Below are 21,348 nucleotides of genomic sequence, written 5' to 3' on the forward strand. Positions count from 1 at the left end.
AAGGATGACTAATCAGGTCGCGCGGGATCACACCGCGCCGCATTGGCTCGGCCTCGAATCGAGCGTATGTGTGATAACGGGTGCGGCAGGCGGTATTGGCCGCGCCATTGCGGCGGCATTCGCCGATGCGGGCGCCCGGCTCGCCTTGCTCGATCGCGACGAAGCGGGTTGCCAAGATGCGACGCACACGCTGCGCGCAGGCGGCGCCGATGTTATCGCGCTGGCCTGCGATATCGGCGATGCAGCGAGCGTGAATCGCGCACGCGATCAGGTCGAACGCACATTCGGTCATGTCGATGTGCTCGTCAATAACGCGGGCTTGTTGAGAGCGGGCGGCATCGAGGATATCGGCCTCGATGCATGGAACGCGATGCTCGCCGTCAATCTCACCGGCTACATGTTATGCGCGCAGGCATTCGGGCGCGGCATGCTCGCGCGCGGCGCGGGAAGCATCGTGCATATCGCATCGGTGGCCGCGCATCATCCGCAGACGTGGAGCGGCGCCTATAGCCCGAGCAAGGCAGGCATCGCGATGTTATCGCGTCAGATCGCCGCCGAATGGGGTGCGCGCGGCGTGCGCAGCAATGCGGTGTGCCCCGGCATGATCCGCACGCCGCTTTCGAAAGCATTCTATGAACAAGGCGATGTCGAAGCGCGCCGCAGCGCGATGACCGCGAGCCGGCGTATCGGCGAGCCGCGCGATATTGCCGAAGTCGTCGCGTTTCTGGCGAGCCGGCGCGCGGCCTATGTGAACGGCGCGGAGCTCGCCGTCGATGGCGGCCTCGAATGCATGTTGATGGACCTCGTTCCGCGTCCCGGCTTCGAAGCGCCCCGCAGCGCCTGAAACACGGCATTTCATCTCACGGGTGCGCAAAGCGTCCGGTTCCAGATAAAGGATTTCATCATGACTACCGTAACGCGGTCGTCCGATCTCGCTTGCGATGTGCTCGTGATCGGCTCGGGCGCCGGCGGCCTTTCGACGGCCATCACGGCAAAGAAGCAAGGGCTCGACGTGATCGTCGTCGAGAAAGAGGAATACTTCGGCGGCACGACCGCGTTCTCGGGCGGCGTCCTGTGGATACCCGGAAATCGACACGCCAAGCAAACGGGTGTTCAGGATACGCGCGAAGCGGCGGTGCGATACATGCGTGGCGAGACCGGCGCGATGTACGACGAAGCGGCCGTCGATGCGTTTCTCGACAACGGCCCGCGCATGATCGATTTCTTCGAGCGCGAGACGTCGGTCGAATTTCTGCCGACGCTCTACCCCGACTATCATCCCGATGCGCCGGGCGGCGTCGACGTGGGACGCTCCGTCGTCGCCAAGCCGTTCGATGCGCGCGCGCTGGGCAAGGACATCGCGCGGCTGCGGCCGCCGCTCAGAACGATCACGTTCATCGGCATGATGTTCAACTCGTCGAGCGCGGATCTCAAGCATTTCTTCAACGCGACGAAATCGCTCGAGTCCGCCTGGTATGTCGCCAGGCGTCTCGCGAGTCATCTAAGGGAACTCGCGCTGTATAAGCGCGGCGTGCAGATCACGAGCGGCAACGCCCTCGCCGCGCGCCTCGCCAAATCCGCGCTCGATCTCGGCATTCCGATTCATACGCGCACGGGCGCGAAGGAACTCATCACGGTGAACAACCGTGTGACGGGTGCGATCGTGATCGCGGATGGACGCGAAACGCGCATCGTCGCGCGGCGCGGTGTCGTGCTGGCCTGCGGCGGCTTCTCGCACGATGTCGCGCGCATCGCGAAAGCTTATCCGCATGTGCGGCGCGGCGGCGAACATGCGTCGCCGGTTCCGGCGGGCAATACCGGCGACGGCGCGCGCATGGCCGAGCGCGTGGGCGGACGCGTCGATATTCGATATCCGCAGCCTGCCGCGTGGATGCCTGTCTCGCGTGTGCCGCTCAACGGGGGCAAGTACGGCGTGTTCCCGCATCTGCTCGATCGTTACAAGCCCGGCGTGATCGGCGTGACGCGCGGCGGCGTGCGCTTCGCCAACGAAGCGAATTCCTATCACGATGTCGGCGCGGCCATGATCGAAGCGTGCCGCAATGAAAAGGAAACGGCGATGTGGCTCGTCTGCGATCACGCGACGATGCGCAAATACGGCCTCGGCTTTGCGAAGCCCGCTCCGATGCCGCTCGGCGCTCATCTGAAAAGCGGCTATCTCGTCAAAGGCCGCACGCTCGCGGAACTCGCACGGCGCGCAGGCATCGATGCAAGCGCGCTCGAAGAGACCGTGTGCGAATACAACCGCGATGCCATGCACGGCAAGGACTCCGCCTTCGGACGCGGCACGACTTCGTTCAATCGCTATCTCGGCGATGCCGCGCACAAGCCGAATCCTTGCGTCGCGCCGATCGGCGATGGACCGTACTACGCGCTCAAGGTCGTGATGGGCGATCTCGGCACCTTCGACGGCATCGCGACGAATCCGCACGGCCAGGTTCTGAAGGGCAGCGAGCCGATTCCCGGCCTCTATGCCGTCGGCAACGACCGCGCGAGCGTCATGGGCGGCAACTATCCGGGCGCGGGCATCACGCTCGGCCCGATCATGACATTCGGCTATCTGACCGGACTGCATCTCGCGGGCAACATCGACGCGCACGCGAAATCCGGCGAATTGAGGAGCGCAGCATGAGCAAGCCTTTCATCGATCACCGCATCTACACAATCAAGCCGCGCGGCATGGCCGAATTCATCGACGTATTCGATCGCCTCGCCATGCCGATTCAGCTCAAGTATCTCGGCGCGCCCGTCGGCTTCTATATGAGCGACATAGGCGCATTGAATCAGGTCGTGCATCTGTGGGGCTACGAGAGCATTGCAGACTACGACGAGCGGCGCACCGCGCGCGACAACGATCCCGAATGGCCCGCTTATCTGCAGGCATCCGCGCATCTGATCGTCGCGCAGGAGAGCCGCATCATCAGGCGCGTCGAATTCAAAAGCCTTTCGCCAGCGTTGCGCTGATACGCGGCAAAGCGGCACGACGAAGGCCGCACGCTTGTCGCTCATACATGAATGAACGGAGACATAACGGCATGGAAAAGAACGTTGGGGCCATCGAGGTCCAGAGCTTTATCGACGGCGAGCGCTTTTCGCTCTATCAGTGGGTCATTCTGATCCTGTGCTTTCTCGTCGTCGCGGCCGATGGCTTCGACACGGCGGCAGTCGGCTTCATCGCGCCTTCGCTGATCGGCGACTGGGGCATCACGCGCGCGGCGCTGGGTCCGGTGATGAGCGCGGCGCTCGTCGGACTCGGCATTGGCGCGCTCGCGGCGGGACCGGCCGCCGATCGCATCGGCCGAAAGGCGGTCCTCGCGCTTTCCGTGTTCTTCTTCGGTGTGTGGAGTCTTGCGTCGGCGCAAGCAAGCTCGATCGAAACACTGACAGCATGGCGCTTTCTCACGGGCCTGGGCCTCGGCGCGGCCATGCCCAACGCGGTCACGCTGATGTCCGAGTATGCGCCCGCGCGCATTCGCGCGATCGCCGTCAATACGATGTTCTGCGGCTTCTCCGTGGGCCTCTCGATAGGCGGCCTCTGCGCCGCATGGCTCATCCCGCACTTCGGCTGGCAAAGCGTGCTCGTCGCCGGCGGACTCGGTCCGATCGTGCTCACCGTGTTGCTGCTCGTGCTGCTGCCCGAGTCCGCGCAATTCATGGTCGTGCGCAAGCGTCCCGCGGAAACGATCGCACGCGTGCTGCGCCGCATTTCGAACGATCCCCGTCTCGCGCAAGGCGCGCACGTCACGTTCGTCGCCGCCGACACGCGCACGGCCGGCGCGGACAAGTCCTCGCTCGGGCTCATCGTCTCGCGGCCCTATCGCTTCGGTACATTCATGTTGTGGCTCGCCTATTTCATGGGGCTGATGATCTTCTATCTGCTGACCAACTGGCTGCCGACGCTCTTCAAGGACGCGGGCTTCACCGCCGAACGCGCTGCGCTCACGACATCGCTCTTTCCGCTCGGCGGCATTCTCGGCAATCTCTGTCTCGGCTGGGTGATGGACAAGGCCAATCCGCGACGCGTGAATGCATGCGCCTATGTGCTCGCAGCCGCGATGGTGCTGACGATCGGACGCGGCGTCGCGGATCAGTTCGGGCTCGCGGTGCTGATCTTTCTGACGGGAACCGCCGTGACGAGCGCGGTGACCTCGATGTCGGCGCTCGCCGCATCGTTCTATCCGACGCGAAGCCGCGCGACGGGCGTTGCATGGATGCTCGGCATCGGGCGCATGGGCGCCGTCGCGGGCGCGATGACCGGCGGCCTTCTGATGAGCATGGGCCTGCAATTCGGCGCGGTGTTCACGCTGCTCGCCATTCCCGCGTTCGTCGCCGCGTTCGCATTGGGCGCGCTGAGCCGGCGCGATTCATGTGAATCGGGCCAGCTCGATCAGACGGTGCGCGTGCCTGTCGAATGACGCGCAACCCGCTCAAGCAGCATCCGGGGCATCGTCGCTGCTTGCAAGCGCAACGATATTGACGATGCCCTTGCGCGTCATTTTCGTATAAGGGCAAAAGCGCTCGGCGTTGCGCACGATTTCCTCCGCCACCGCGCGTTCGATGCCAGGCATGCGCACATGCGTGTGCGCAGTGAGCAGGAAGAGACCGTCCATCGGATCGCGGCCGAATTCGATCGTGACGGACACGCTCGCGCCCTCCGCCACGATACCGGCGCGTAACGCCAGCAAGACCATCGCGCCATGAAAGCAGGCGGCATAGCCTGCCGCCAACAACTGCTCCGGATTCGTGCCGCCACCGGGTCCGCCGAGTGCTTCGGGCATGCGCAGATCGAGGTCGAGATTGCCGTCGTCGGAGCGGGCCACGCCCGAAGCGCGGCCATGACCCGCTACGCCGCCCGTCACGGTGACGGTCGTCGAATAGAGCGGCTGCACGTCGTGCCCCTGATACTTGTCGAGCAGGCTGACGGGCGGAGGATCGAGCGGTTGCATGGCGGACTCGTCTTCTGCAACCGGTGCCTACGCGGGTTGCTCGAGATGCGCGCTGTCGATGAGTTCGCTACCGACCACTACCACGATCTTCATGTTTCCCCCTTTGAAAATACGCATGTCGCGCGCGATTCAATCGTAGGCGTGCGGGCGCGCGTCCGGTAGTCACGTCACCGGACTCGCGGTGTTGCCTTCGATGCATCAATCGACGGAAGCGAGCCGTGGCGTCCCCGTGCTCGCATTCGCGACGAAGGTCGTCAGGCAATGCAGGTCGAGTGCGCGCGTATGCTCGGTCATGTAGTCGACGAACACACGCACGCGCGCGGGCAAATGCTTGCGGCTGAGATAGCAGAGATAGTGGCCGCCGTCGTCGGGCGCATGTTGTGCGAGGCACATGACAAGGCGCCCGGCCTTGATCGGATCGCAGACGAGGTAAGCGGGCAATTGCGCGATGCCCTGCCCGTCGAGCACGGCTTGCAGCATCAGGTCGATGTCGTTGAACGTCTGCCTCGCGGCGGGCGAGCGCTTCTGAGCCAAGCCATCGATCTTGAACTCCCAGTCCGCGATGCGCCCCGCCGATGTGCGGAAATTGATGCAGCGATGCGTGCCGAGATCATCGACATGACGCGGCAGGCCGTGCTCGCGCGCATACGCAGGCGAAGCGCACACGATCATCTGCATCGGAATCAGCTGCTTCGCGACGACTTCGCTGTCTTCCATGTGTCCGTCGCGAAACGCGACATCGACGCGCTCCGCGGTGAAATCGCACGGACGGTCGCTGAGCAGCAACTCCAGCGCGATGTCCGGATGACGCGCGTTGAAGCCGGACAGGAGCGGCGCGACGACCTTGCGACCGAAGCCCGGTGTCGATGCGATGCGCAAGTGCCCGCGCGGCGGCCCGTTGCGCAACTCGCGCATGTCCTCCAGCGCCTGCACGATGCGCTCCACGCCCGGCTGACAGTTCTTGTAGAACAGCTCGCCCTCGCGCGTGAGCGACGTGCTGCGCGTGGTACGAAGAAAGAGACGTGCATCGAGCTGTGCTTCCAGCTTCTGCACGTTGCGGCTGACGGCGGAACGGCCGATGCCCAGGCGATCGCTCGCTTTCGCGAAGCTGCCTTCATTGGCGACGGCCAGAAATGAAACGACGCCCGCATAACTCGTCACGAAGCTGTAAGCGAGCGAATCGTCGGAATGACACGCAAGGTCTGATGGCATGGCGGCACGAAACGTAGTGGCTCTGTCTCACTAGACGTTCGCGCCGCGCGGTTTGTGACACGCGATGCCGATTTTTTTATTTCACCGGCGTCAGAACCGGCTTGCCCTTGTCTTTGAGAAGCAGCACGATGAACTTCGCTCGCTTCGTGTTGCTCGCGTTGCGACCCACGGTGTGAATATCGTCGGGGCCTTCGTAAAAGGTGTCACCGGCTTTGAGCGTCACGGCCTTGCCACCCTGAACCTGCATGACGATCGTGCCTTCGAGTACATAGACGTAAGCATGCGCATCGTGACGATGCACCGGATCGACCGCGCCCGGCGGATATTCCACGCTGATCATCAGCGCTTCCTTGCCTGGATACTCGGGAAGCGGCTTCGTCATGAGTTCCTTGACGATCGCCTGCGGCGCGGCCTGCGCCGTATTCGCGACGAGCGCCGTGCATCCGAGGACGAGCGCCAGTCCCACGCGTTTGATGCCCTGCATGATCCAATCTCCCATGATCGAATGACGGCGCGAGCGCCTTACGACAGATTCGCCTTGTCGAGGCCGAAGGCCTTGTCGGAAGAGCCCGGCACCGTCTGGAACGCGACATTCGCACGATTCCAGCCGTTGATCTCCATGATGATGTAGGTCAGGTCGGACAGCTCCTTCTCCGAGAACTGCTCGCGCACGCGTGCAAAGAGATCGTCGGGCACGCCGTGCTCGGGAATGCGCGTCAACACTTCGGTCCACGCGAGCGCGGCGCGTTCGCGCGGCGAGAACAGCGTCGACTCCCGCCAGATCGCCACATGATGCGTGCGCAGTTCGCGCTCGCCGTGAATTTTCGCTTCCTTCACGTGCATATCGACGCAAAATGCGCAGCCATTCAGTTGCGATGCGCGTAGTGTCACGAGATCGCGGGTCGCCTGCTCGATCGAGCACTCGCGCACCGACTGACTGAACTCATAGAACTTCCTGAACAATTCGGGCGATTGTTGAACGTAGTTGATTCGCTGCGTCATGACGACTCCATGCCTGGTTGAGGATGCCAGCCGGCGATTCGTATCCGGCATGGACGTCATCGTATGTTTGCCCCGCTCCTCGCGGTAGACACGTGAGCGTGCGCACGATGTTGCCCCGCGCGCATCAATCGCATCGCAATCGTTCACGCAGTGCCATGGCGAGCCGCGATGCGTTCGAGCTTCTCCGGGTTGCGCTGCACCTGAATGCCCACGATGCGCTCGTCTTCGATATCGTAAGTCTGCGCGGATTCGAGCTTGCCGTCGATGAAGCGCAAGAGCGCCCATTGTCCGTTCAGCGTGACGAGTTCGAGATGCACGCCCTTTCCATGACGCAGGAACGCCGCATAGAAAAGCTGTGCGATGCGCTTGCCGCCGACAAGCGGCTTCGGGAAACTCTGCACGCGGCCGCCGCCATCGCCGACGAGCGTTGCGTCGTCCGCGAGCATCGCGTGAAGCGCCGGGAAATCGCCGTGTTCGATTGCACGCGCGAAGGCATGCAGCAAGCGCCTGTGAACCTCGCGCGGCACCGCACGGCGCGTGCGCTCTTCACGCAGTTGCGCCTTGGCCCGGCGCACGAGCTGGCGGCATGCAGCCTCCGTCTTGCCGATGATGCTCGCGACTTCCGGATAATCGGCGTCGAATACCTCGCGCAGCAGAAAAGCCGCGCGCGCTTCCGGTGTCAGGCGTTCGAGCAGCATCAGAAACGCGACGGAAACATCGTCCGCGCGCTCCGTGACTTCTTCCGGCGTCGCGGGCGACTCGGTGATCTGCGGCTCCGGCAGCCAGATGCCGATGTAATGTTCGCGCTGCGTTTTCGCGGCGCGCAGCCGGTCGATCGAATGTCGCGTCGTGACCGCGACGAGCCACGCTTCCGCATTCTCGATCACTTCGCGGGCCGCCGCATGCCAGCGCAGCCATACGTCCTGCACGATGTCCTCGGCTTCGGCGACCGAACCGAGCATGCGATACGCAATGCCCTGCAAACGAGGGCGCAGGCGATCGAATTCGCGCGTGGCGTCATCCATGAAGACGATTCCTCGTTCGTAAGCGGACTGCTGAGCCATCGAATTGAAAGGCGTCTAAAAGCTGATCGTATATTACGCGCGCGTACGGGCGCGTGTATTGCTCAAAGATCTGAGCAATCTGGCCGTTAACATCGAAGGCCGAACTCGAATGCATCCACTTCCACTCATGACCGACACGGAACAGCCACACGCCTCTGCGAATGTGAACCGCATCATCGTGGCGACGGTGATCAGCAATGGCTTCGTCGCCTACGACTTCACCGTGTACGGCTTCTCGGCGGCGATCATCGGCCGGCTGTTCTTTCCCGCGCACGACGCCGCTTCGTCTCTGTTGCTGTCGCTCGCGACATTCGGCGCGGGCTTCGTCATGCGTCCGCTCGGCGCGGTGCTGATCGGCCGATACGCGGACCGGCGCGGACGGGCGGCGGGCATGCGGCTGTCGATCGCGTTGATGGCCGTTGGCACCTGGTTGATCGCGTGCCTGCCGACGCATGCGGCGATCGGCGCCAGCGCGACCGTGCTGATCGTGTTCGCGCGGCTGTTGCAAGGATTCGCGACAGGCGGTGAGATCGGACCGGCCTCCGCGCTGTTGATGGAGTCGGTGCCCTATGAGCGGCGTTGTTTCATCGTGAGCTGGCGCGGTGCGAGTCAGGGCGCGGCCGCATGCGTCGCGGCGCTCGTCGGCGCGTGCACGTCCGCGCTGCTTTCGCCCGAGCAACTCGCGCAATGGGGATGGCGCGTTCCCTTCGTCATCGGCGGATTGATCGCGCCGCTCGGCTGGTTTCTGCGCCGGATGCCGGGCGATACATCGGCATCGAAGGTTCGTCCAGCGCGCACGCCGCTCGCGATCGTACTGCGCGAGCACGCGCGTCCCCTCATATGCGGCATTATGATGATGGCCGCGCCTTCGTCGAGCATCTATATCGCCGTGCTCTACATGCCGAACTACTTGACGCACACGCTGCAGCGGCCACCGGCAATCAGCTTCCTGATCGCGTCGCTCTCCGGTTTCGTGATATCGATCGTCACGCCGCTCGTCGCGCTCGCCGCCGATCGCCTGATGAGCCGCAAGACGCTGCAATATGCGTCGCTCGTCGCGGCGCTCGCGACGGTCTATCCCGCGTTTCACGCGCTCACGCAAGGCGCCCCGGATGCGCTCGCGCTCGTGATCATCCTGCTCTATGTCGCGATCGCGCTGAACAACGCGGGCGCCGGCTCGGTGCTCATGCTCGAAGCCTTCCCGAAGCATCGCCGCGCAGCGAGCCTCTCGGTGATCTATACGTTCGGCGTCGTCATCTTCGGGGGATTTTCACCGCTCGCGGTCGCATGGCTCATCGGCGCGACCGGCAATGTGATGACGCCCGCGTGGTATCTGCTCGCGGCGAACGCCGTCACGCTCGTGGCGCTCAGCCGCTTTCCGGAACGCCCCTCGAGTGCGCGGCGCGCATCCGCTTGACGGGATCGTCCGCCATCGAGCGCGACAGTTCGAGCGCGCGCAGACGCGTCTCCAGCGGACTCGCGTCGAACGCGCGGCGAAACGCGCGCGTGAAATCGGATGCGCTCTTGAAGCCGAGACCGTAAGCGATATCCGCGATTTGCAGATTCGGAAACCGCGCGAGTTCGTCGGCCGCCTCGCGCAAGCGGCAATGCCGGATATACGCACCGAGGCCGCCTTCCTCCTCAAACCATCGATACAGGGTGGCGCGCTTCAGCCCGAGCGCTTCGACGATCTTCATCGGCGTGAGATCGGCTTCATGCAGATGCGTGTCGACATAACGCTTCACCTGAGTCTTCACGGCCGTCTGCAGCGCGGCGCGTGAATCCTTCAACGCATGAGGTCTGTCAGCGAACGCGGCGAGCAGGAGTTGCGCGCCAGCATCGAGCGTATCGATGGCATCGGGCCGTTCGAGCATCGGCAACTCACGTGCAGTCGCATCGAAATGCTCGAACACGAGGCGCGCGAGCGGCGCCTTGTCGGGCACCACGCGCCCGTGCAGCGCATCGCAATCGCCAACATGCGCGGCGACTATCGAGCGCGGCACGAACATCGTCAGCACGCGGCATGCCGGACGCTCGATGCGAAAGCGCTGATTCAGGTCGAACGCAACGATGCCGCGCACCGAACCCGGCGCGCTGCGCTTCTTGTTCAGACCGCTGATATGCCCCGTCTCGCCTTCCACGTACACGTGAAACGCGAAATCGCGGCGGGTGTCGGTCGAGACGCGCGCGATCGATCGATCGAGCACCAGCGCTTCGGTGCGCGCATCCGTGAACACGAGGCCGCCCGCCGCATGCAAATCGATGCTGCCCTCGAAGCCCTCCGCGATCCGATCCCTGTCGGGCAGCACATCGACGACATGGCCGACGCGGTCACGCCATGCGAGCAATTGCCGCTCGCGCGCAAATGCATGCGTCGAGAAGCGTGTAAATAACGTCGGCGGATCGGAATCGGCGGGCATGAATGGAATCGATATCGGTCAGACCGTCCTGTCGGTCGATGGCGAGCGCACGACACGCCAGCAAATGAGACGCATGGTAAAGCGTATTCGAGATACACGTATATCGTGCTGGATGAGGAGCAGCGTGTGCGGCGTCGCGGGCGGTTCAGGTCGGCGATTCCTTGCCGTCATCCCGCCGTCACATCGCTGTCTCCCACTCGCAGGGTTTACGGCTGATCAAGACCAAAAATACAGCCGCATGCAACAGGGAAAAAGACGTTTCGGGGCGTCAACATGGGAAAGACGAAAGCTTTGCAAGTCGGGCGAGTCGTGGCTACGCGAACGGCGCTCAAGCCGGCGCGCGTCGCGGACGCGCAGCTTGATCATCTCGAGCACATGATCCGTTCGCTCGCGCTATCGGGCGATGCAAAGGCGATCGCCCATCTCGATCGCGCCTACTGGAAAAGGCGGCTCGCCGCACTCGGCGACGAAAGCGATCTCGTCTCGACGCAGCGCGCGCGTGTGCTGCGCCTGCTCGATCTTCTCGCACAGGATCGGGCCGCCGGCTCCGACAAGGCCGCCGCGCAGGTCTTCGCGAGACACGCATGCTGAATGCAAAACGCAAGAAGGCATGCGTAATGCAAAACGCAAAATGCCAATCGCTTTGAATAAGGTCCGAGCAAGGCTAGCCTGAGAGAGCGCTTCAGATGCGCAGTCGATTTTGACCATCGCATCGAAAAGTGCTATTACGACGGGGCTTCGCGTCCCGCCCATGCTTCGCAAAGAACGCGCGAAGTCATGTGCGGGACGCGAAAGCTCTTCGTAATCGCATCGCGATGAGCGCGATGCGCATCAGCACAAGGTCACCGTGAACCCCTCGACGCTCGCTCCCTGCTCGGCCCACGACACGCAACTTCTGATCGCCTGCGCACTCGGCCTCGCGATCATCATCGTTTCCATCAGCCTGCTGAAGCTCGCGCCGTTCCTGTCCATTCTCGTGGGCACGTTCGCGGCGGGCTTCAGCGCGCATCAGCCGCTCGAAGCGATCGCGCAAGCGTTCAGCAAGGGCGCGGGCGCGCTGCTCGGCGACGTCGGCATCATCATCGCGCTCGGTGCGATGCTCGGTGCGCTGATGGCCGAATCCGGCGCCGCCGACCGGCTCGTCACCACCTTGCTCGACCATTCGACGCCGCGCCGCCTGCCGTGGATGATGGCGTTCGTCGCGATCATCGTCGGCTTGCCGCTCTTCTTCGAAGTCGGCCTCGTGATGATGGTGCCGATCATCTTCGTGATGGCGCGCCGCGCGCAGCAACCGATCCTCCGCATCGCGATTCCCGCGCTCGCCGGCATGACGACGCTCCATGCGTTGCTGCCGCCGCATCCGGGCCCGCTGATCGCGGTGAGCGCACTGCATGCCGATCTCGGCCTGACGCTCGGCCTCGGCCTCGTCGTCGCGCTGCCCGCCGTGATCCTCGCGGGGCCGCTCTATGGCATCTGGCTGTCGAAGCGCCTGCATGTCGACGAACCCGAGGAAATGGGCAAGCTCTTCACGGCGCACGAAGACGGTGCAGCGACGCCGGGCTTCGCGATCTCGCTCGCGACGATCCTGCTTCCCGTCGTGATGATGCTCGGCCGCACCGTCGCCAAGCTCGCGCTGACGAAGGACACCTTGCTCTACGACACGCTCGATTTCGTCGGCGAACCGCTCGTCGCACTGGCTTTGACGGTGCTCTTCGCGATCGTCGTGCTCGGCTGGTCGCGCGGCATGGCGCGCGAGCGAGTAGGCGGCATCCTGCGCAAGAGCCTGCCGCCGATCGCGGCGCTCCTGCTCACCATCGGCGCGGGCGGCGGCCTGAAGCAGATGCTCGTCAATGCAGGCATCAGCGCGACCATCGGCAAGATCGCCGTCGGCACGCATCTGCCGCTGATCCTGCTCGCATGGCTGATCGCGGTCGCGCTGCGTCAGGCGACGGGCTCGGCGACCGTCGCCACGACGACGACCGCGGGCATCGTCGCCCCGGTCGTGAGCGGGCTCTCGGCCACGCACAACTCGCTGATGGCGCTCGCGATCGGCGCAGGCTCCGTGTTCTTCTGCCACGTCAACGATGCGGGCTTCTGGATGGTGCGCGAGTATTTCGGGCTCAAGCTGAAGGACACGGTCGCGGTGTGGTCCGTGTTGCAGACGATCGTCTCGGTGGTCGGACTCGTGCTGACGCTCGTGTTGTGGAGCGTGCTGACGTAAAAGCGTTCAGCCCGACGCTTCCTCGCGCGCGAGATCGCCGATGCGCGCGGCGGGCGCATCGCCCTTCGCGCGTTCGAGCACGGCGAGCACTTCGCGCGCCGTATTCTCCGAATGCTCGCGCAGGATCGTCGGCAAAGCTTCGTGCGCGGGATCTTCGAGCGCGGCCAGAATGGCTTCGTGCTCGCTCGCGGATTCGGCCCAGCGCAAGGTATCGGCATTCGCCGCGCCGCGCGCCCGATGCACCTTCGACATCAACGTCGCATAGATATTGGCGAGCACGGGATTGTCCGTGGCATCGACGATCATCTGGTGGATCTGCTGATTCAGCTTGAAATACTCGATGCGCTTGCCGGCCTCGTGACATTCCACCATGCGCCGGTGCTTCGCCGCGATCGCCGCGACTTTTGCATTCGAAATGCGCTTTGTAAGCAGTTCGCCCGCCATCGCCTCGAGGCCGTGAAGCAGCTCGAACGTCGCGGCCAGATCGTCGAGATCGATCTCCGCGACGCGATAACCGATGTACTGCCGGTGCGTCACGCGCCCCTCCGACACCAGCACCTTCAGCGCCTCGCGCAAGGGCGTCTTCGACACGTCGAACGCGGTGCTCAATTCTTTTTCGTCGATGCGCGCGCCGGGCGGCAGTTCGCCCTCGTCGATCATGTCGCGCAGGCGCGCAGCGATCTCCGCGGCCATGCCGCGCGTGCGCAAAAGGAGGGGGCTTTTGGTGGTCTGGTTCATCGCAGTGCAAGCTTATCACGATCTTGGTGAAAACCCTGCACCGCGAACGTGCAGTTTAAATTTCAATAAAACCAATCGTTTACACTGTTTGTAATTATAAATTTCTAATCCTATACTCTGCTCAACGTTGCGCGACGTCACGAAAACATTCGCCTATCCAGGAGAGCCGTTCATGTCTTCAACATCCGGTGTTGCCGCATTGACGGTGGGCAGGTCCACCGTTCGCTGGAAGATTTTCGTCGTCATGCTGAGCCTCATCGCGATCAACTACATCGACCGCGCGTCGCTGTCCGTCGCGATGCCGCTGATTTCCAAGGAGTTCGATATCGGTCCTGCGATGGAGGGGCTCATCCTCTCCTCCTTCTTCTGGACCTACGCGCTGATGCAGATTCCCGGCGGCATGCTCGCCGACCGCTTCAAGCCGCGCGTCGTGATCGCGTCCGCAACGGTTTTCTGGGGCTTTTTCCAGGCGATCGCGGCGGTCTGCACGAACGCGCCGAGCCTGCTGCTCACGCGCCTCGGACTCGGCGCGTCGGAAGCGCCGATCTATCCGGCGGGCGGCAAGCTCAACGCCATCTGGATGACGCAAACCGAGCGCGGCCGCGGCGCGACGCTGCTCGACGGCGGCGCCCCGCTCGGCGCGGCGCTGGGCGCGATCCTGATCACCGGCCTGATCGCGATGCTCGGCTCGTGGCGGCTCGCGTTCGCGGTGGCGGGCGTCGGCACGGTACTCGCGGGCATCCTCGCCTGGTTTTATGTACGCAATACACCACGCGAGCATCCGGGCGTGAACGAGCTCGAAGCGGCCTACATCGACGAATCGCATGCCCGCGACGCCGCCGCGGAACCGGCGTCGCTCTCGGGCCGCACGCGCGATTTCTTCAAGTACCGCTCGGTGTGGTGCATGTTCTTCGGCTGGATGTGCTTCAACAGCGTGTTCTACGGCCTGCTCACGTGGATGCCCAACTACCTGCACATGGTTCATGGTTTCGACATCAAGCAGATGGGCGGTTCGAGCTTCATCATCTTCTTCAGCGGCTTCATCGGCGAGCTGATCGGCGGATGGATCGCGGACAAGTGGAAGGCCGCGGGCGGACGTCCGAACGTCGTGATGCGCACGCTCTTCGGCATCGCGGCGGTCATCGCGACCGTGTCGATCTTCTCGGTCGCGTATGTGACGAACGCGGTCGCGGTCGTCGCCCTGCTGTCTTCGACGCTCTTCTTCCTGCGCTGGTGCGGTCTTTACTGGTGCATTCCGTCGTCGCTCGGCACGCGCAACAAGATCGGCTTTCTCGGCGGCTTCATGAATCTCGGCGGCAATATCGGCGGCGTCGCGGTGCCGATCATCGTCGGTGCGATCGTGCAGTTCACGCACTCCTACTTCCTCGCGCTGATGTTCTTCGCGGCGGCCGGCATCGGCTTGCTCGCGTGCTCCAGCCTCATCGATTACGAAAAGAAGATTCCCGTCTAAGCGGGGACTCATGCAACGACGCTTCGCTCAATTCACACAAGAGACATCACGATGAAAAAACGCACTTTGCTCGGCATGCTCACGCCTTCGTCCAACACGTCGCTCGAACCGTTGACGAGCGCAATGGTCGCGAACCTGCCCGGCGTCTCCGCACATTTCGCGCGCTTTCCGGTGACGGAAATCTCGCTCTCCGACCAGGCGCTCGGCCAGTTCGACGACTCGAAGATCCTGCAGGCGGCGCAATTGCTCGCCGATGCGAAAGTCGATGTGATCGCATGGAACGGCACGTCATCGGGCTGGCTCGGCTTCGAGGCCGACGAGCGTCTGTGCCGCCGCATCACCGAAGCGACCGGCATTCCCGCGACGACATCCGTGCTCGCGTTGAATGAAATCCTGAAGAAGACCGATGCGCGTGAGTTCGGCCTCGTCACGCCGTATCTCGACGACGTGCAGGAGAAGATCATCGCGAACTATCGCAGCGAAGGTCTGAACTGCATCGCAGAACGGCATCTGAATCTGAAGGTCAATTTCTCGTTCTCGGAAGTTCAGCCCGATGAAATCCGCCGCATGGTGCGCGAAGTCGCGAAGGACAAGCCGCGTGCGATCTCCATCTTCTGCACGAACCTGAACGCGGCGCATCTCGTGCCTGAGCTCGAAGAGGAAACCGGCATTCCGATCTACGACACGATCACGACCGTCGTATGGAAATCGCTGCAGCTCGCGGACTACGACACGCGCAGCGTGAAGGGCTGGGGCCGTCTGTTCAGCGAAGTCATCTAAGGAGACGGGCGATGTCGAACGATCTCGATTTCGTGATTCGTCACGCCGACGTCGTCACCGCGTCGGACCGTTTTTCGTGCGACATCGGCATTCGCGACGGCCGCGTGGCGACGCTCGGGCAAGGTCTGCCGGGCGCGCCGCGCGAGCTCGACGCGAGCGGGATGCTGGTGCTGCCGGGCGGCGTCGACGGCCACTGTCACCTCGATCAGCCGATGCCCGACGGCTTGCGCATGGCCGACGATTTTCTCTCCGGCACGCGCTCCGCGTTGTGCGGCGGCACGACCACGGTGATTCCATTCGCCGCACAGGCGAAGGGGCAATCGCTGCAGGCCGCCGTCGACGACTATCACAGCCGCGCGGAAGGACGCGCGCTGATCGACTACGGCTTTCACCTGATCGTCGCCGATCCTACGCCGCACGTGCTCGCGCAAGAGTTGCCGCGTCTCATCCAGAACGGCTACACGTCGTTCAAGGTCTACATGACCTACGACGATCTCAAGCTCGACGACCGTCAGATGCTCGACGTGCTCACGGTCGCGCGCGAGCATGGCGCGCTCGTGATGGTGCACGCGGAGAACTCGGACTGCATCGGCTGGCTCACCGAGCGTCTGCTGGGCAGAGGCCTTCATGCGCCTCACGCGCATGCGCTTGCAAGGCCGGCAGTCGTCGAACGCGAGGCGACCCATCGCGCGATCGCGTTCGCCGAGCTCGTCGACGTACCGATTCTCATCGTGCATGTATCGGGCGCGGATGCGATCGAGCAGATTCGCTGGGGCCAGTCGCGCGGTCTGCCGATCCTCGCGGAGACCTGCCCGCAATACCTGTACTTGACCGCCGACGATCTCGGCCACGGTGAATACGAAGGCGCGAAATGCGTATGCAGTCCGCCGCCGCGCGACCCCGCGAATCAGAACGCGGTGTGGAAGGCATTGCGCCAGGGCGTGTTTTCGCTTGTCTCTTCCGATCACGCGCCGTTCTCTTATGACGATCCGCAAGGCAAGAAGCCGGGCGGCAAGGAAGTCTCGTTCGATCACATTCCGAACGGCATTCCCGGGCTAGAGACACGCTTGCCGCTGCTTTTCAAGGGCGTCAAGGAAGGACGCATCTCGTTGCATCAGTTCGTCGAACTCACGTCGCTCGCGCCCGCGAAGCTCTATGGCCTCTATCCGAGGAAAGGCACGATCGCGGTGGGCGCGGACGCGGACATCGTCGTGTGGGATCCCGAAAAGCGCGTGACGATCGCCAATGCGTCGCTGCATCACGCGGTCGATTACACGCCCTATGAAGGCATCGAAGTGACCGGATGGCCGCGTCATTGCTTCTCGCGCGGCGAACTGCTCGTCGAGGACGGCAGGCTCTTGAACGTTCAGGCGGGACGCGGACGCTTCGTGCCCGCGGGCAAGCCCAATCTCGAATGAAGGTGTTATCGATGAAGCTCATGTTGACTTCAATGGCGGCGGCGCTCGCATGTGTAACCGCCCATGCGGCGGGCAACGCATCGCAAGACATGCCGAACGTCGTGCCCGAATCCGTCGGCGTCGATTCCGCGCCGCTCGTGCGCATGTCGGAGTGGATTCGCACGGACAAGATGGATGTGCGCAGTCTCGTCATCGTGAAGGACGGCAAGATCGTGTTCGAACGTTATGGCGACGGCCTCACGCGCGATAACAACTACGAGCTGTATTCGGTCACGAAGACGATCACGTCATTGCTCGTCGGCGTGCTCGAAGGCGAAGGCAAGCTGAATCCTTCGACGAAGGTCGCGCCGCTCATCGCGAAGACGCGGCCCGATCTCGCCGCGCAACTCGCGGACAAGCAGGACATCGAGTTGCGCCATCTGATGTCGATGTCGAGCGGCCTCAGCTATCAGACGCGCGAAGGCACCGATCCGCTCTACTACGGCGCGCCGGATCGCTTGCGCGTCGCGGTGACGGCGAAAGCCGCGAAGCCGCCGGGCACGAATTTCGATTACATCGACGTGAATCCGGTGCTCGTCGGCGCGGCCGTGAGCGTCGCGGCCCGCGAACGCGAGGATCGCTTCGCGCAGAAGAAGCTGTTCGAGCCGCTCGGCATGTCGCATTACCGCTGGACCGGCGTCGATGAAACCGGCGCTGTCGCGGGCGGCTGGGGTCTGCGTCTGCGCGCCGTCGACATGGCGAAGATCGGCATGCTGCTGCTCGACGACGGCCGCTGGCAAGGCAGGCAAGTCGTGCCGCGCACATGGATAAAACAAATGACGACGCCCTCGCCCGCCGCCGCCGATTACGGCTACTACTGCTGGATTCAGCATGTCGTCGAGAAGGGCCAGCCGGAATTCGGCGCGATGGGCTTCAAGGGGCAATTCATCACCGTGCTGCCGAAGCAACATGCGGTCGTCGTGATGACGAGCCTCTTGCCCACCGATGGCGGATTGCGCGACGCCACGTATCTGAATCAGTACCGTCGCATGGTGAACGATTTCATCCTGCCCGCTCTGATGCCATCGACACGGCCCGCCGCGACAGCCGCCAGAACCGAAGCGCAGAAGGACGAACTCGAACGCAGCAACAAGACGCAAGGCGTGCCCGGCACGGCGGCCGCATTCAACGACGCACCCGAGACCTGATCATGAAATCACGTTCGTTGCTCAACTGCATTGCGCCGGCCATCGTCGCCATGTCGATCGCGAGCGCGCAGGCGGCCGCGCCGCTGCATGAAGCGGGACTCACGCAGGCGTGGCCGGAAGACGCGGGCGTCGATTCGCGCGAGCTCGTGCGTCTGTCGCAATGGATTCGCGAGCAGAAGCTCGATGTCTACAGCCTGCTCGTCGTGAAGGACGGCAAGCTGATATTCGAGCGCTATGGCGCGGGCGCATCGCGCGACTCGAACTACGAGCTGTATTCGGTCACCAAGTCGGTGACGTCGATGGTCGCGGGCATCCTCATCGGCAACGGCGAAGTCAGTCTGGACGATTCCGTCGCAACGAAGCTCGCCGCATGGCGTCCCGATCTGCGCGCCGATTTCGCCGACAAGCGCGACGTCGAACTCAAGCATGTGCTTTCGATGTCGAGCGGCCTGCATTACGACTTCAAGCCGAAGGACGATCCGATCTACTACGCCGCACCCGATCGCCTGAAGCTCGCGGCGCAAACGAATCCGAAGGCCGCGCCCGGCTCCGAGTTCGAATACACCGACATCAATCCGATCCTCGCCGCCGCGATGTTGAGCGCCGCCGCGCACCAGCCCGTCGAGCAATATGCACAGGCGAAGCTGTTCGGCCCGCTCGGCATGAAGCACGCGGTATGGGCGCGCGCGGACCGCTCGGGCCTCGTGTCGGCGGGATGGGGCTTGCGCCTGCGCGCCGTCGACATGGCGAAGATCGGCATGCTCGTGCTCGATCATGGCCGCTGGCAAGGCCGCCAGATCGTGCCGCGAACGTGGATCACGCAGATGACGTCGCCCGGCGTCGCGCCATACTTCGGCTATTACTGGTGGATCAACAACATCGTGCAGAAGGAAACGGAATTCGACGCGATGGGCTTCAAGGGGCAATTCATCACCGTGCTGCCCGAGCGCAACACAGTGATCGTGATGACGAGCGTGATGTCCGTCGACGGCGGCCTGCGCGATGCGAAGAACCTGCAGATCTTCCGGCAGATGGTGAACGACTACGTGATTCCCGCACTCGACAACGCGAGTCACGCGCGGCCATCGAAGGAGCGCGGCGCGGCCCTCGAGCACGAGCTCGCGATCAGCGCGCATATGCAGGGAGTGCCGGGCACGCAAGTGGACCCGACCGATCTGCCCCGGCTTTGACGCTAACGCACGCCGATTTTCCAGACCGTGACTTCGTGATACTCGTCGCCGGGCCTGAGCTCGGTCGACGGGAATGCGGGACGATTCGGCGAGTCCGGGAAATGCCCGGTTTCGAGCGCGAAGCCATCCGTTTGCCGATACGCCGTGCCCGACGTGCCGATGGCGCTGCCGTCGAGACCGTTGCCCGTGTAGAACTGCAGGCCCGGCTGCGTCGTGTAGATATCGAGCACGCGGCCGCTCGGCGGATCGTATGCGCGCGCGGCAAAGCCCGGCTCACCAATACGCGCGCTGTTCTTGTTGAGCTTCCAGTTGTGATCGTAGCCATGCGCATAACGCATCTGCTGATGCGACGAACGCAGCCGCGCGCCGATCGGCGTCAGCGCTCGCAGATCGAGCGGCGTGTTCTCGACACTCGATATCTCGCCTGTCGGGATCGAATCGGCGCGCGTGGGCGTATAGCTCGATCCGGCGATCATGATGAGTTGCGCTTCGACCGTGCCGCTGCCCTCGCCCGCGAGATTGAAATAGCTATGGTTCGTGAGGTTCACGACGGTCGGCTTGTCGGTCTTCGCGCGATAGTCGATGCGCACTTCGTTGTCGTCGGTGAGCGTGTAGGTCACATCGACCGTGAGCGTGCCGGGAAAGCCGTTCTCGCCATCGGGACTCACATAGCGAAGCTGCACGCCCGCGCCTTGCGCGCCCTGGAACGTGCGCACCACGGTCCAGACTTTTTCGTCGAATCCGTGCGGGCCGCCGTGCAGCGTGTTCGGCGGCTCGTTGACGGGCAGCCTGTAGCTGCGTCCATCCAGTTCGAACTTTCCATCGGCGATGCGATTCGCATAGCGCCCGATCAGACCGCCGAAGTGAATCTTGCCGTTGTACTTCTCGTAATCGCCGAGCGAGCCGAAGCCGAGCACGATATCCGCGCGACGTCCGCGCCGGTCAGGCACATCGAGACGCGTCACGATGCCGCCGTAGGTAATGCAGTTCATCGTCACGCCGCGTGCATTCGACAGCGTGAATTGCGTGACCGCCTGCCCCTGTTGCGTCGCGCCATAAGCAGCCGACGCGATCGATGCCGCAAAGCCGCCTGTCGACGTGAACGTCGCACAAGCAAGGGCGGCAATGCGGATGAGCGTGTTTTTCGCGTCCGGCATGAGCGGTATGAAAGAGCGATCGTTCGATACGGCCTGTGCGTCGTCCGACGAGGACAGCGCGAAACGAAATTCAGCATCGGCTATGCCTGAAATTGGCCGGGCACGCGTCATGCGCCCGCTATCCGCACTCAACCGACGCTGACGACAAGGAGCCATCCATGAACGAGAACACCGATCGTCCCACGCCGCCGAAGCAGACGCCCGACGACCCGAACGTGGCGGATCGCCGCCTGTCCGACGAACAAAAGCGTGCGATGAAAGACGAACCCGCGCCGCCGAAACGCACCGATCAAGGCAAGGAAAGCAAGCTGCCGAATCCGAAGGACGTCGGCGAAGCGGGCTAATTGTTGCCTCGTCACGCGCGCTTTCTGTTTCGTGAGTCGGACGGCCCGCGCGAATTCATTAGATGAATGGATTTTTCAACACGTACAAATTACATATAGCGTGATCGGAGGATGATAACCTGCCCCGCGCCTTGCATCGTGGGCCATCGCTTTTGTTGTATGGTATGCCTAAGCTATCGC

The 21,348-nt window shown here is 63.4% G+C and carries 21 protein-coding genes; 13 read left to right on the forward strand and 8 right to left on the reverse strand.

Translation table 11 applies throughout. The annotated features are described in order from the left end of the window. Nucleotides 1–4 precede the first annotated feature (4 nt). From U4Y90_RS22410 to U4Y90_RS22425, 4 genes are all read left to right on the forward strand, one after another. Entirely contained in the window at nt 5–844 is an 840-nt protein-coding gene (locus tag U4Y90_RS22410) for an SDR family oxidoreductase (RefSeq protein ID WP_321797984.1), read from the forward strand. 60 nt (nt 845–904) lie between these two features. Then, on the forward strand, nt 905–2,650 hold the full coding sequence (locus U4Y90_RS22415) for an FAD-dependent oxidoreductase (RefSeq protein ID WP_321797827.1): 1,746 nt from the start codon (nt 905–907) through the stop codon (nt 2,648–2,650). Then, complete coding sequence (locus U4Y90_RS22420; RefSeq protein ID WP_321797829.1) at nt 2,647–2,982, forward strand: NIPSNAP family protein; 336 nt, start codon at nt 2,647–2,649, stop codon at nt 2,980–2,982. The genes U4Y90_RS22415 and U4Y90_RS22420 overlap by 4 nt, the downstream gene beginning before the upstream one ends. Before the next feature lie 71 nt (nt 2,983–3,053). Then, a complete protein-coding gene (locus tag U4Y90_RS22425) occupies nt 3,054–4,433 on the forward strand; it encodes an aromatic acid/H+ symport family MFS transporter (protein ID WP_321797831.1) in 1,380 nt (459 codons plus the stop codon). 12 nt (nt 4,434–4,445) lie between these two features. Here the strand turns inward: U4Y90_RS22425 and U4Y90_RS22430 are convergent, their stop codons facing one another. From U4Y90_RS22430 to U4Y90_RS22450, 5 genes are all read right to left on the reverse strand, one after another. Then, the gene (locus tag U4Y90_RS22430) at nt 4,446–4,964 is read right to left on the reverse strand and encodes an Ohr family peroxiredoxin (RefSeq protein WP_321797832.1); all 519 of its coding nucleotides are present in this window, start codon (nt 4,962–4,964) and stop codon (nt 4,446–4,448) included. Between the two features lie 198 nt (nt 4,965–5,162). Further along, nucleotides 5,163–6,176 carry a LysR family transcriptional regulator gene (locus tag U4Y90_RS22435; protein ID WP_321797834.1) on the reverse strand — a complete coding sequence of 338 codons (1,014 nt, stop codon included), beginning with the start codon at nt 6,174–6,176 and terminating at the stop codon, nt 5,163–5,165. A 76-nt stretch (nt 6,177–6,252) separates the two neighbouring features. Beyond that, entirely contained in the window at nt 6,253–6,660 is a 408-nt protein-coding gene (locus U4Y90_RS22440; RefSeq protein WP_321797835.1) for a cupin domain-containing protein, read from the reverse strand. 38 nt (nt 6,661–6,698) lie between these two features. Next, nucleotides 6,699–7,178: a carboxymuconolactone decarboxylase family protein gene (locus tag U4Y90_RS22445; RefSeq protein WP_321797837.1), complete on the reverse strand. Its 480-nt coding sequence runs from the start codon at nt 7,176–7,178 to the stop codon at nt 6,699–6,701. Nucleotides 7,179–7,321: 143 nt separating this feature from the next. After that, a complete protein-coding gene (locus tag U4Y90_RS22450; RefSeq protein WP_321797839.1) occupies nt 7,322–8,203 on the reverse strand; it encodes an RNA polymerase sigma-70 factor in 882 nt (293 codons plus the stop codon). A 166-nt stretch (nt 8,204–8,369) separates the two neighbouring features. Between U4Y90_RS22450 and U4Y90_RS22455 the strand changes: the two genes are divergently transcribed. Further along, complete coding sequence (locus U4Y90_RS22455; protein ID WP_415749403.1) at nt 8,370–9,659, forward strand: MFS transporter; 1,290 nt, start codon at nt 8,370–8,372, stop codon at nt 9,657–9,659. Here the strand turns inward: U4Y90_RS22455 and U4Y90_RS22460 are convergent. Continuing rightward, the gene (locus U4Y90_RS22460; protein ID WP_321797843.1) at nt 9,610–10,662 is read right to left on the reverse strand and encodes a helix-turn-helix domain-containing protein; all 1,053 of its coding nucleotides are present in this window, start codon (nt 10,660–10,662) and stop codon (nt 9,610–9,612) included. The two genes, U4Y90_RS22455 and U4Y90_RS22460, sit on opposite strands and share 50 nt — an antisense overlap. A gap of 309 nt (nt 10,663–10,971) precedes the next feature. Here U4Y90_RS22460 and U4Y90_RS22465 point away from each other — a divergent pair, with 309 nt between their 5' ends. Continuing rightward, a complete protein-coding gene (locus U4Y90_RS22465) occupies nt 10,972–11,253 on the forward strand; it encodes a hypothetical protein (RefSeq protein WP_321797845.1) in 282 nt (93 codons plus the stop codon). A gap of 256 nt (nt 11,254–11,509) precedes the next feature. Next, a complete protein-coding gene (locus U4Y90_RS22470) occupies nt 11,510–12,883 on the forward strand; it encodes a gluconate:H+ symporter (RefSeq protein WP_321797847.1) in 1,374 nt (457 codons plus the stop codon). 6 nt (nt 12,884–12,889) lie between these two features. Here U4Y90_RS22470 and U4Y90_RS22475 read toward each other — a convergent pair whose 3' ends face one another. Beyond that, the gene (locus tag U4Y90_RS22475) at nt 12,890–13,621 is read right to left on the reverse strand and encodes a GntR family transcriptional regulator (protein WP_321797849.1); all 732 of its coding nucleotides are present in this window, start codon (nt 13,619–13,621) and stop codon (nt 12,890–12,892) included. Nucleotides 13,622–13,793: 172 nt separating this feature from the next. Here U4Y90_RS22475 and U4Y90_RS22480 point away from each other — a divergent pair, with 172 nt between their 5' ends. The 5 genes from U4Y90_RS22480 to U4Y90_RS22500 are packed head-to-tail and all read left to right on the forward strand — an operon-like array spanning nt 13,794 to nt 19,667. Next, nucleotides 13,794–15,092: an MFS transporter gene (locus U4Y90_RS22480; protein ID WP_321797851.1), complete on the forward strand. Its 1,299-nt coding sequence runs from the start codon at nt 13,794–13,796 to the stop codon at nt 15,090–15,092. 51 nt (nt 15,093–15,143) lie between these two features. Then, a complete protein-coding gene (locus U4Y90_RS22485) occupies nt 15,144–15,872 on the forward strand; it encodes an aspartate/glutamate racemase family protein (protein ID WP_321797853.1) in 729 nt (242 codons plus the stop codon). Nucleotides 15,873–15,883: 11 nt separating this feature from the next. Continuing rightward, nucleotides 15,884–17,290, forward strand: a complete 1,407-nt coding sequence (hydA, locus tag U4Y90_RS22490) for a dihydropyrimidinase (protein WP_321797854.1) — start codon at nt 15,884–15,886, stop codon at nt 17,288–17,290. 11 nt (nt 17,291–17,301) lie between these two features. Next, on the forward strand, nt 17,302–18,477 hold the full coding sequence (locus U4Y90_RS22495; protein ID WP_321797855.1) for a serine hydrolase: 1,176 nt from the start codon (nt 17,302–17,304) through the stop codon (nt 18,475–18,477). A gap of 2 nt (nt 18,478–18,479) precedes the next feature. After that, nucleotides 18,480–19,667: a serine hydrolase gene (locus tag U4Y90_RS22500; RefSeq protein WP_321797856.1), complete on the forward strand. Its 1,188-nt coding sequence runs from the start codon at nt 18,480–18,482 to the stop codon at nt 19,665–19,667. Between the two features lie 2 nt (nt 19,668–19,669). Here the strand turns inward: U4Y90_RS22500 and U4Y90_RS22505 are convergent, their stop codons facing one another. Further along, nucleotides 19,670–20,824 carry an aldose epimerase family protein gene (locus U4Y90_RS22505; protein ID WP_321797858.1) on the reverse strand — a complete coding sequence of 385 codons (1,155 nt, stop codon included), beginning with the start codon at nt 20,822–20,824 and terminating at the stop codon, nt 19,670–19,672. Between the two features lie 158 nt (nt 20,825–20,982). Here U4Y90_RS22505 and U4Y90_RS22510 point away from each other — a divergent pair, with 158 nt between their 5' ends. Beyond that, nucleotides 20,983–21,168: a hypothetical protein gene (locus U4Y90_RS22510; protein ID WP_321797860.1), complete on the forward strand. Its 186-nt coding sequence runs from the start codon at nt 20,983–20,985 to the stop codon at nt 21,166–21,168. Nucleotides 21,169–21,348: the final 180 nt, after the last annotated feature.

It is taken from the genome of Caballeronia sp. J97, from assembly GCF_905220305.1.
Lineage (GTDB): Bacteria > Pseudomonadota > Gammaproteobacteria > Burkholderiales > Burkholderiaceae > Caballeronia.

Bases quoted from the DNA above. Each gene is read 5' to 3' on its own strand.
- U4Y90_RS22475 (WP_321797849.1), bottom strand. From the start codon at position 13,621: ATGAACCAGACCACCAAAAGCCCCCTCCTTTTGCGCACGCGCGGCATG.
- U4Y90_RS22455 (WP_415749403.1), top strand. From the start codon at position 8,370: ATGACCGACACGGAACAGCCACACGCCTCTGCGAATGTGAACCGCATC.
- U4Y90_RS22450 (WP_321797839.1), bottom strand. From the start codon at position 8,203: ATGGATGACGCCACGCGCGAATTCGATCGCCTGCGCCCTCGTTTGCAG.
- U4Y90_RS22500 (WP_321797856.1), top strand. From the start codon at position 18,480: ATGAAATCACGTTCGTTGCTCAACTGCATTGCGCCGGCCATCGTCGCC.
- U4Y90_RS22435 (WP_321797834.1), bottom strand. From the start codon at position 6,176: ATGCCATCAGACCTTGCGTGTCATTCCGACGATTCGCTCGCTTACAGC.
- U4Y90_RS22425 (WP_321797831.1), top strand. From the start codon at position 3,054: ATGGAAAAGAACGTTGGGGCCATCGAGGTCCAGAGCTTTATCGACGGC.
- U4Y90_RS22415 (WP_321797827.1), top strand. From the start codon at position 905: ATGACTACCGTAACGCGGTCGTCCGATCTCGCTTGCGATGTGCTCGTG.
- hydA (WP_321797854.1), top strand. From the start codon at position 15,884: ATGTCGAACGATCTCGATTTCGTGATTCGTCACGCCGACGTCGTCACC.
- U4Y90_RS22480 (WP_321797851.1), top strand. From the start codon at position 13,794: ATGTCTTCAACATCCGGTGTTGCCGCATTGACGGTGGGCAGGTCCACC.
- U4Y90_RS22510 (WP_321797860.1), top strand. From the start codon at position 20,983: ATGAACGAGAACACCGATCGTCCCACGCCGCCGAAGCAGACGCCCGAC.
- U4Y90_RS22430 (WP_321797832.1), bottom strand. From the start codon at position 4,964: ATGCAACCGCTCGATCCTCCGCCCGTCAGCCTGCTCGACAAGTATCAG.
- U4Y90_RS22445 (WP_321797837.1), bottom strand. From the start codon at position 7,178: ATGACGCAGCGAATCAACTACGTTCAACAATCGCCCGAATTGTTCAGG.
- U4Y90_RS22495 (WP_321797855.1), top strand. From the start codon at position 17,302: ATGAAGCTCATGTTGACTTCAATGGCGGCGGCGCTCGCATGTGTAACC.
- U4Y90_RS22505 (WP_321797858.1), bottom strand. From the start codon at position 20,824: ATGCCGGACGCGAAAAACACGCTCATCCGCATTGCCGCCCTTGCTTGT.
- U4Y90_RS22420 (WP_321797829.1), top strand. From the start codon at position 2,647: ATGAGCAAGCCTTTCATCGATCACCGCATCTACACAATCAAGCCGCGC.
- U4Y90_RS22440 (WP_321797835.1), bottom strand. From the start codon at position 6,660: ATGCAGGGCATCAAACGCGTGGGACTGGCGCTCGTCCTCGGATGCACG.
- U4Y90_RS22485 (WP_321797853.1), top strand. From the start codon at position 15,144: ATGAAAAAACGCACTTTGCTCGGCATGCTCACGCCTTCGTCCAACACG.
- U4Y90_RS22410 (WP_321797984.1), top strand. From the start codon at position 5: ATGACTAATCAGGTCGCGCGGGATCACACCGCGCCGCATTGGCTCGGC.
- U4Y90_RS22460 (WP_321797843.1), bottom strand. From the start codon at position 10,662: ATGCCCGCCGATTCCGATCCGCCGACGTTATTTACACGCTTCTCGACG.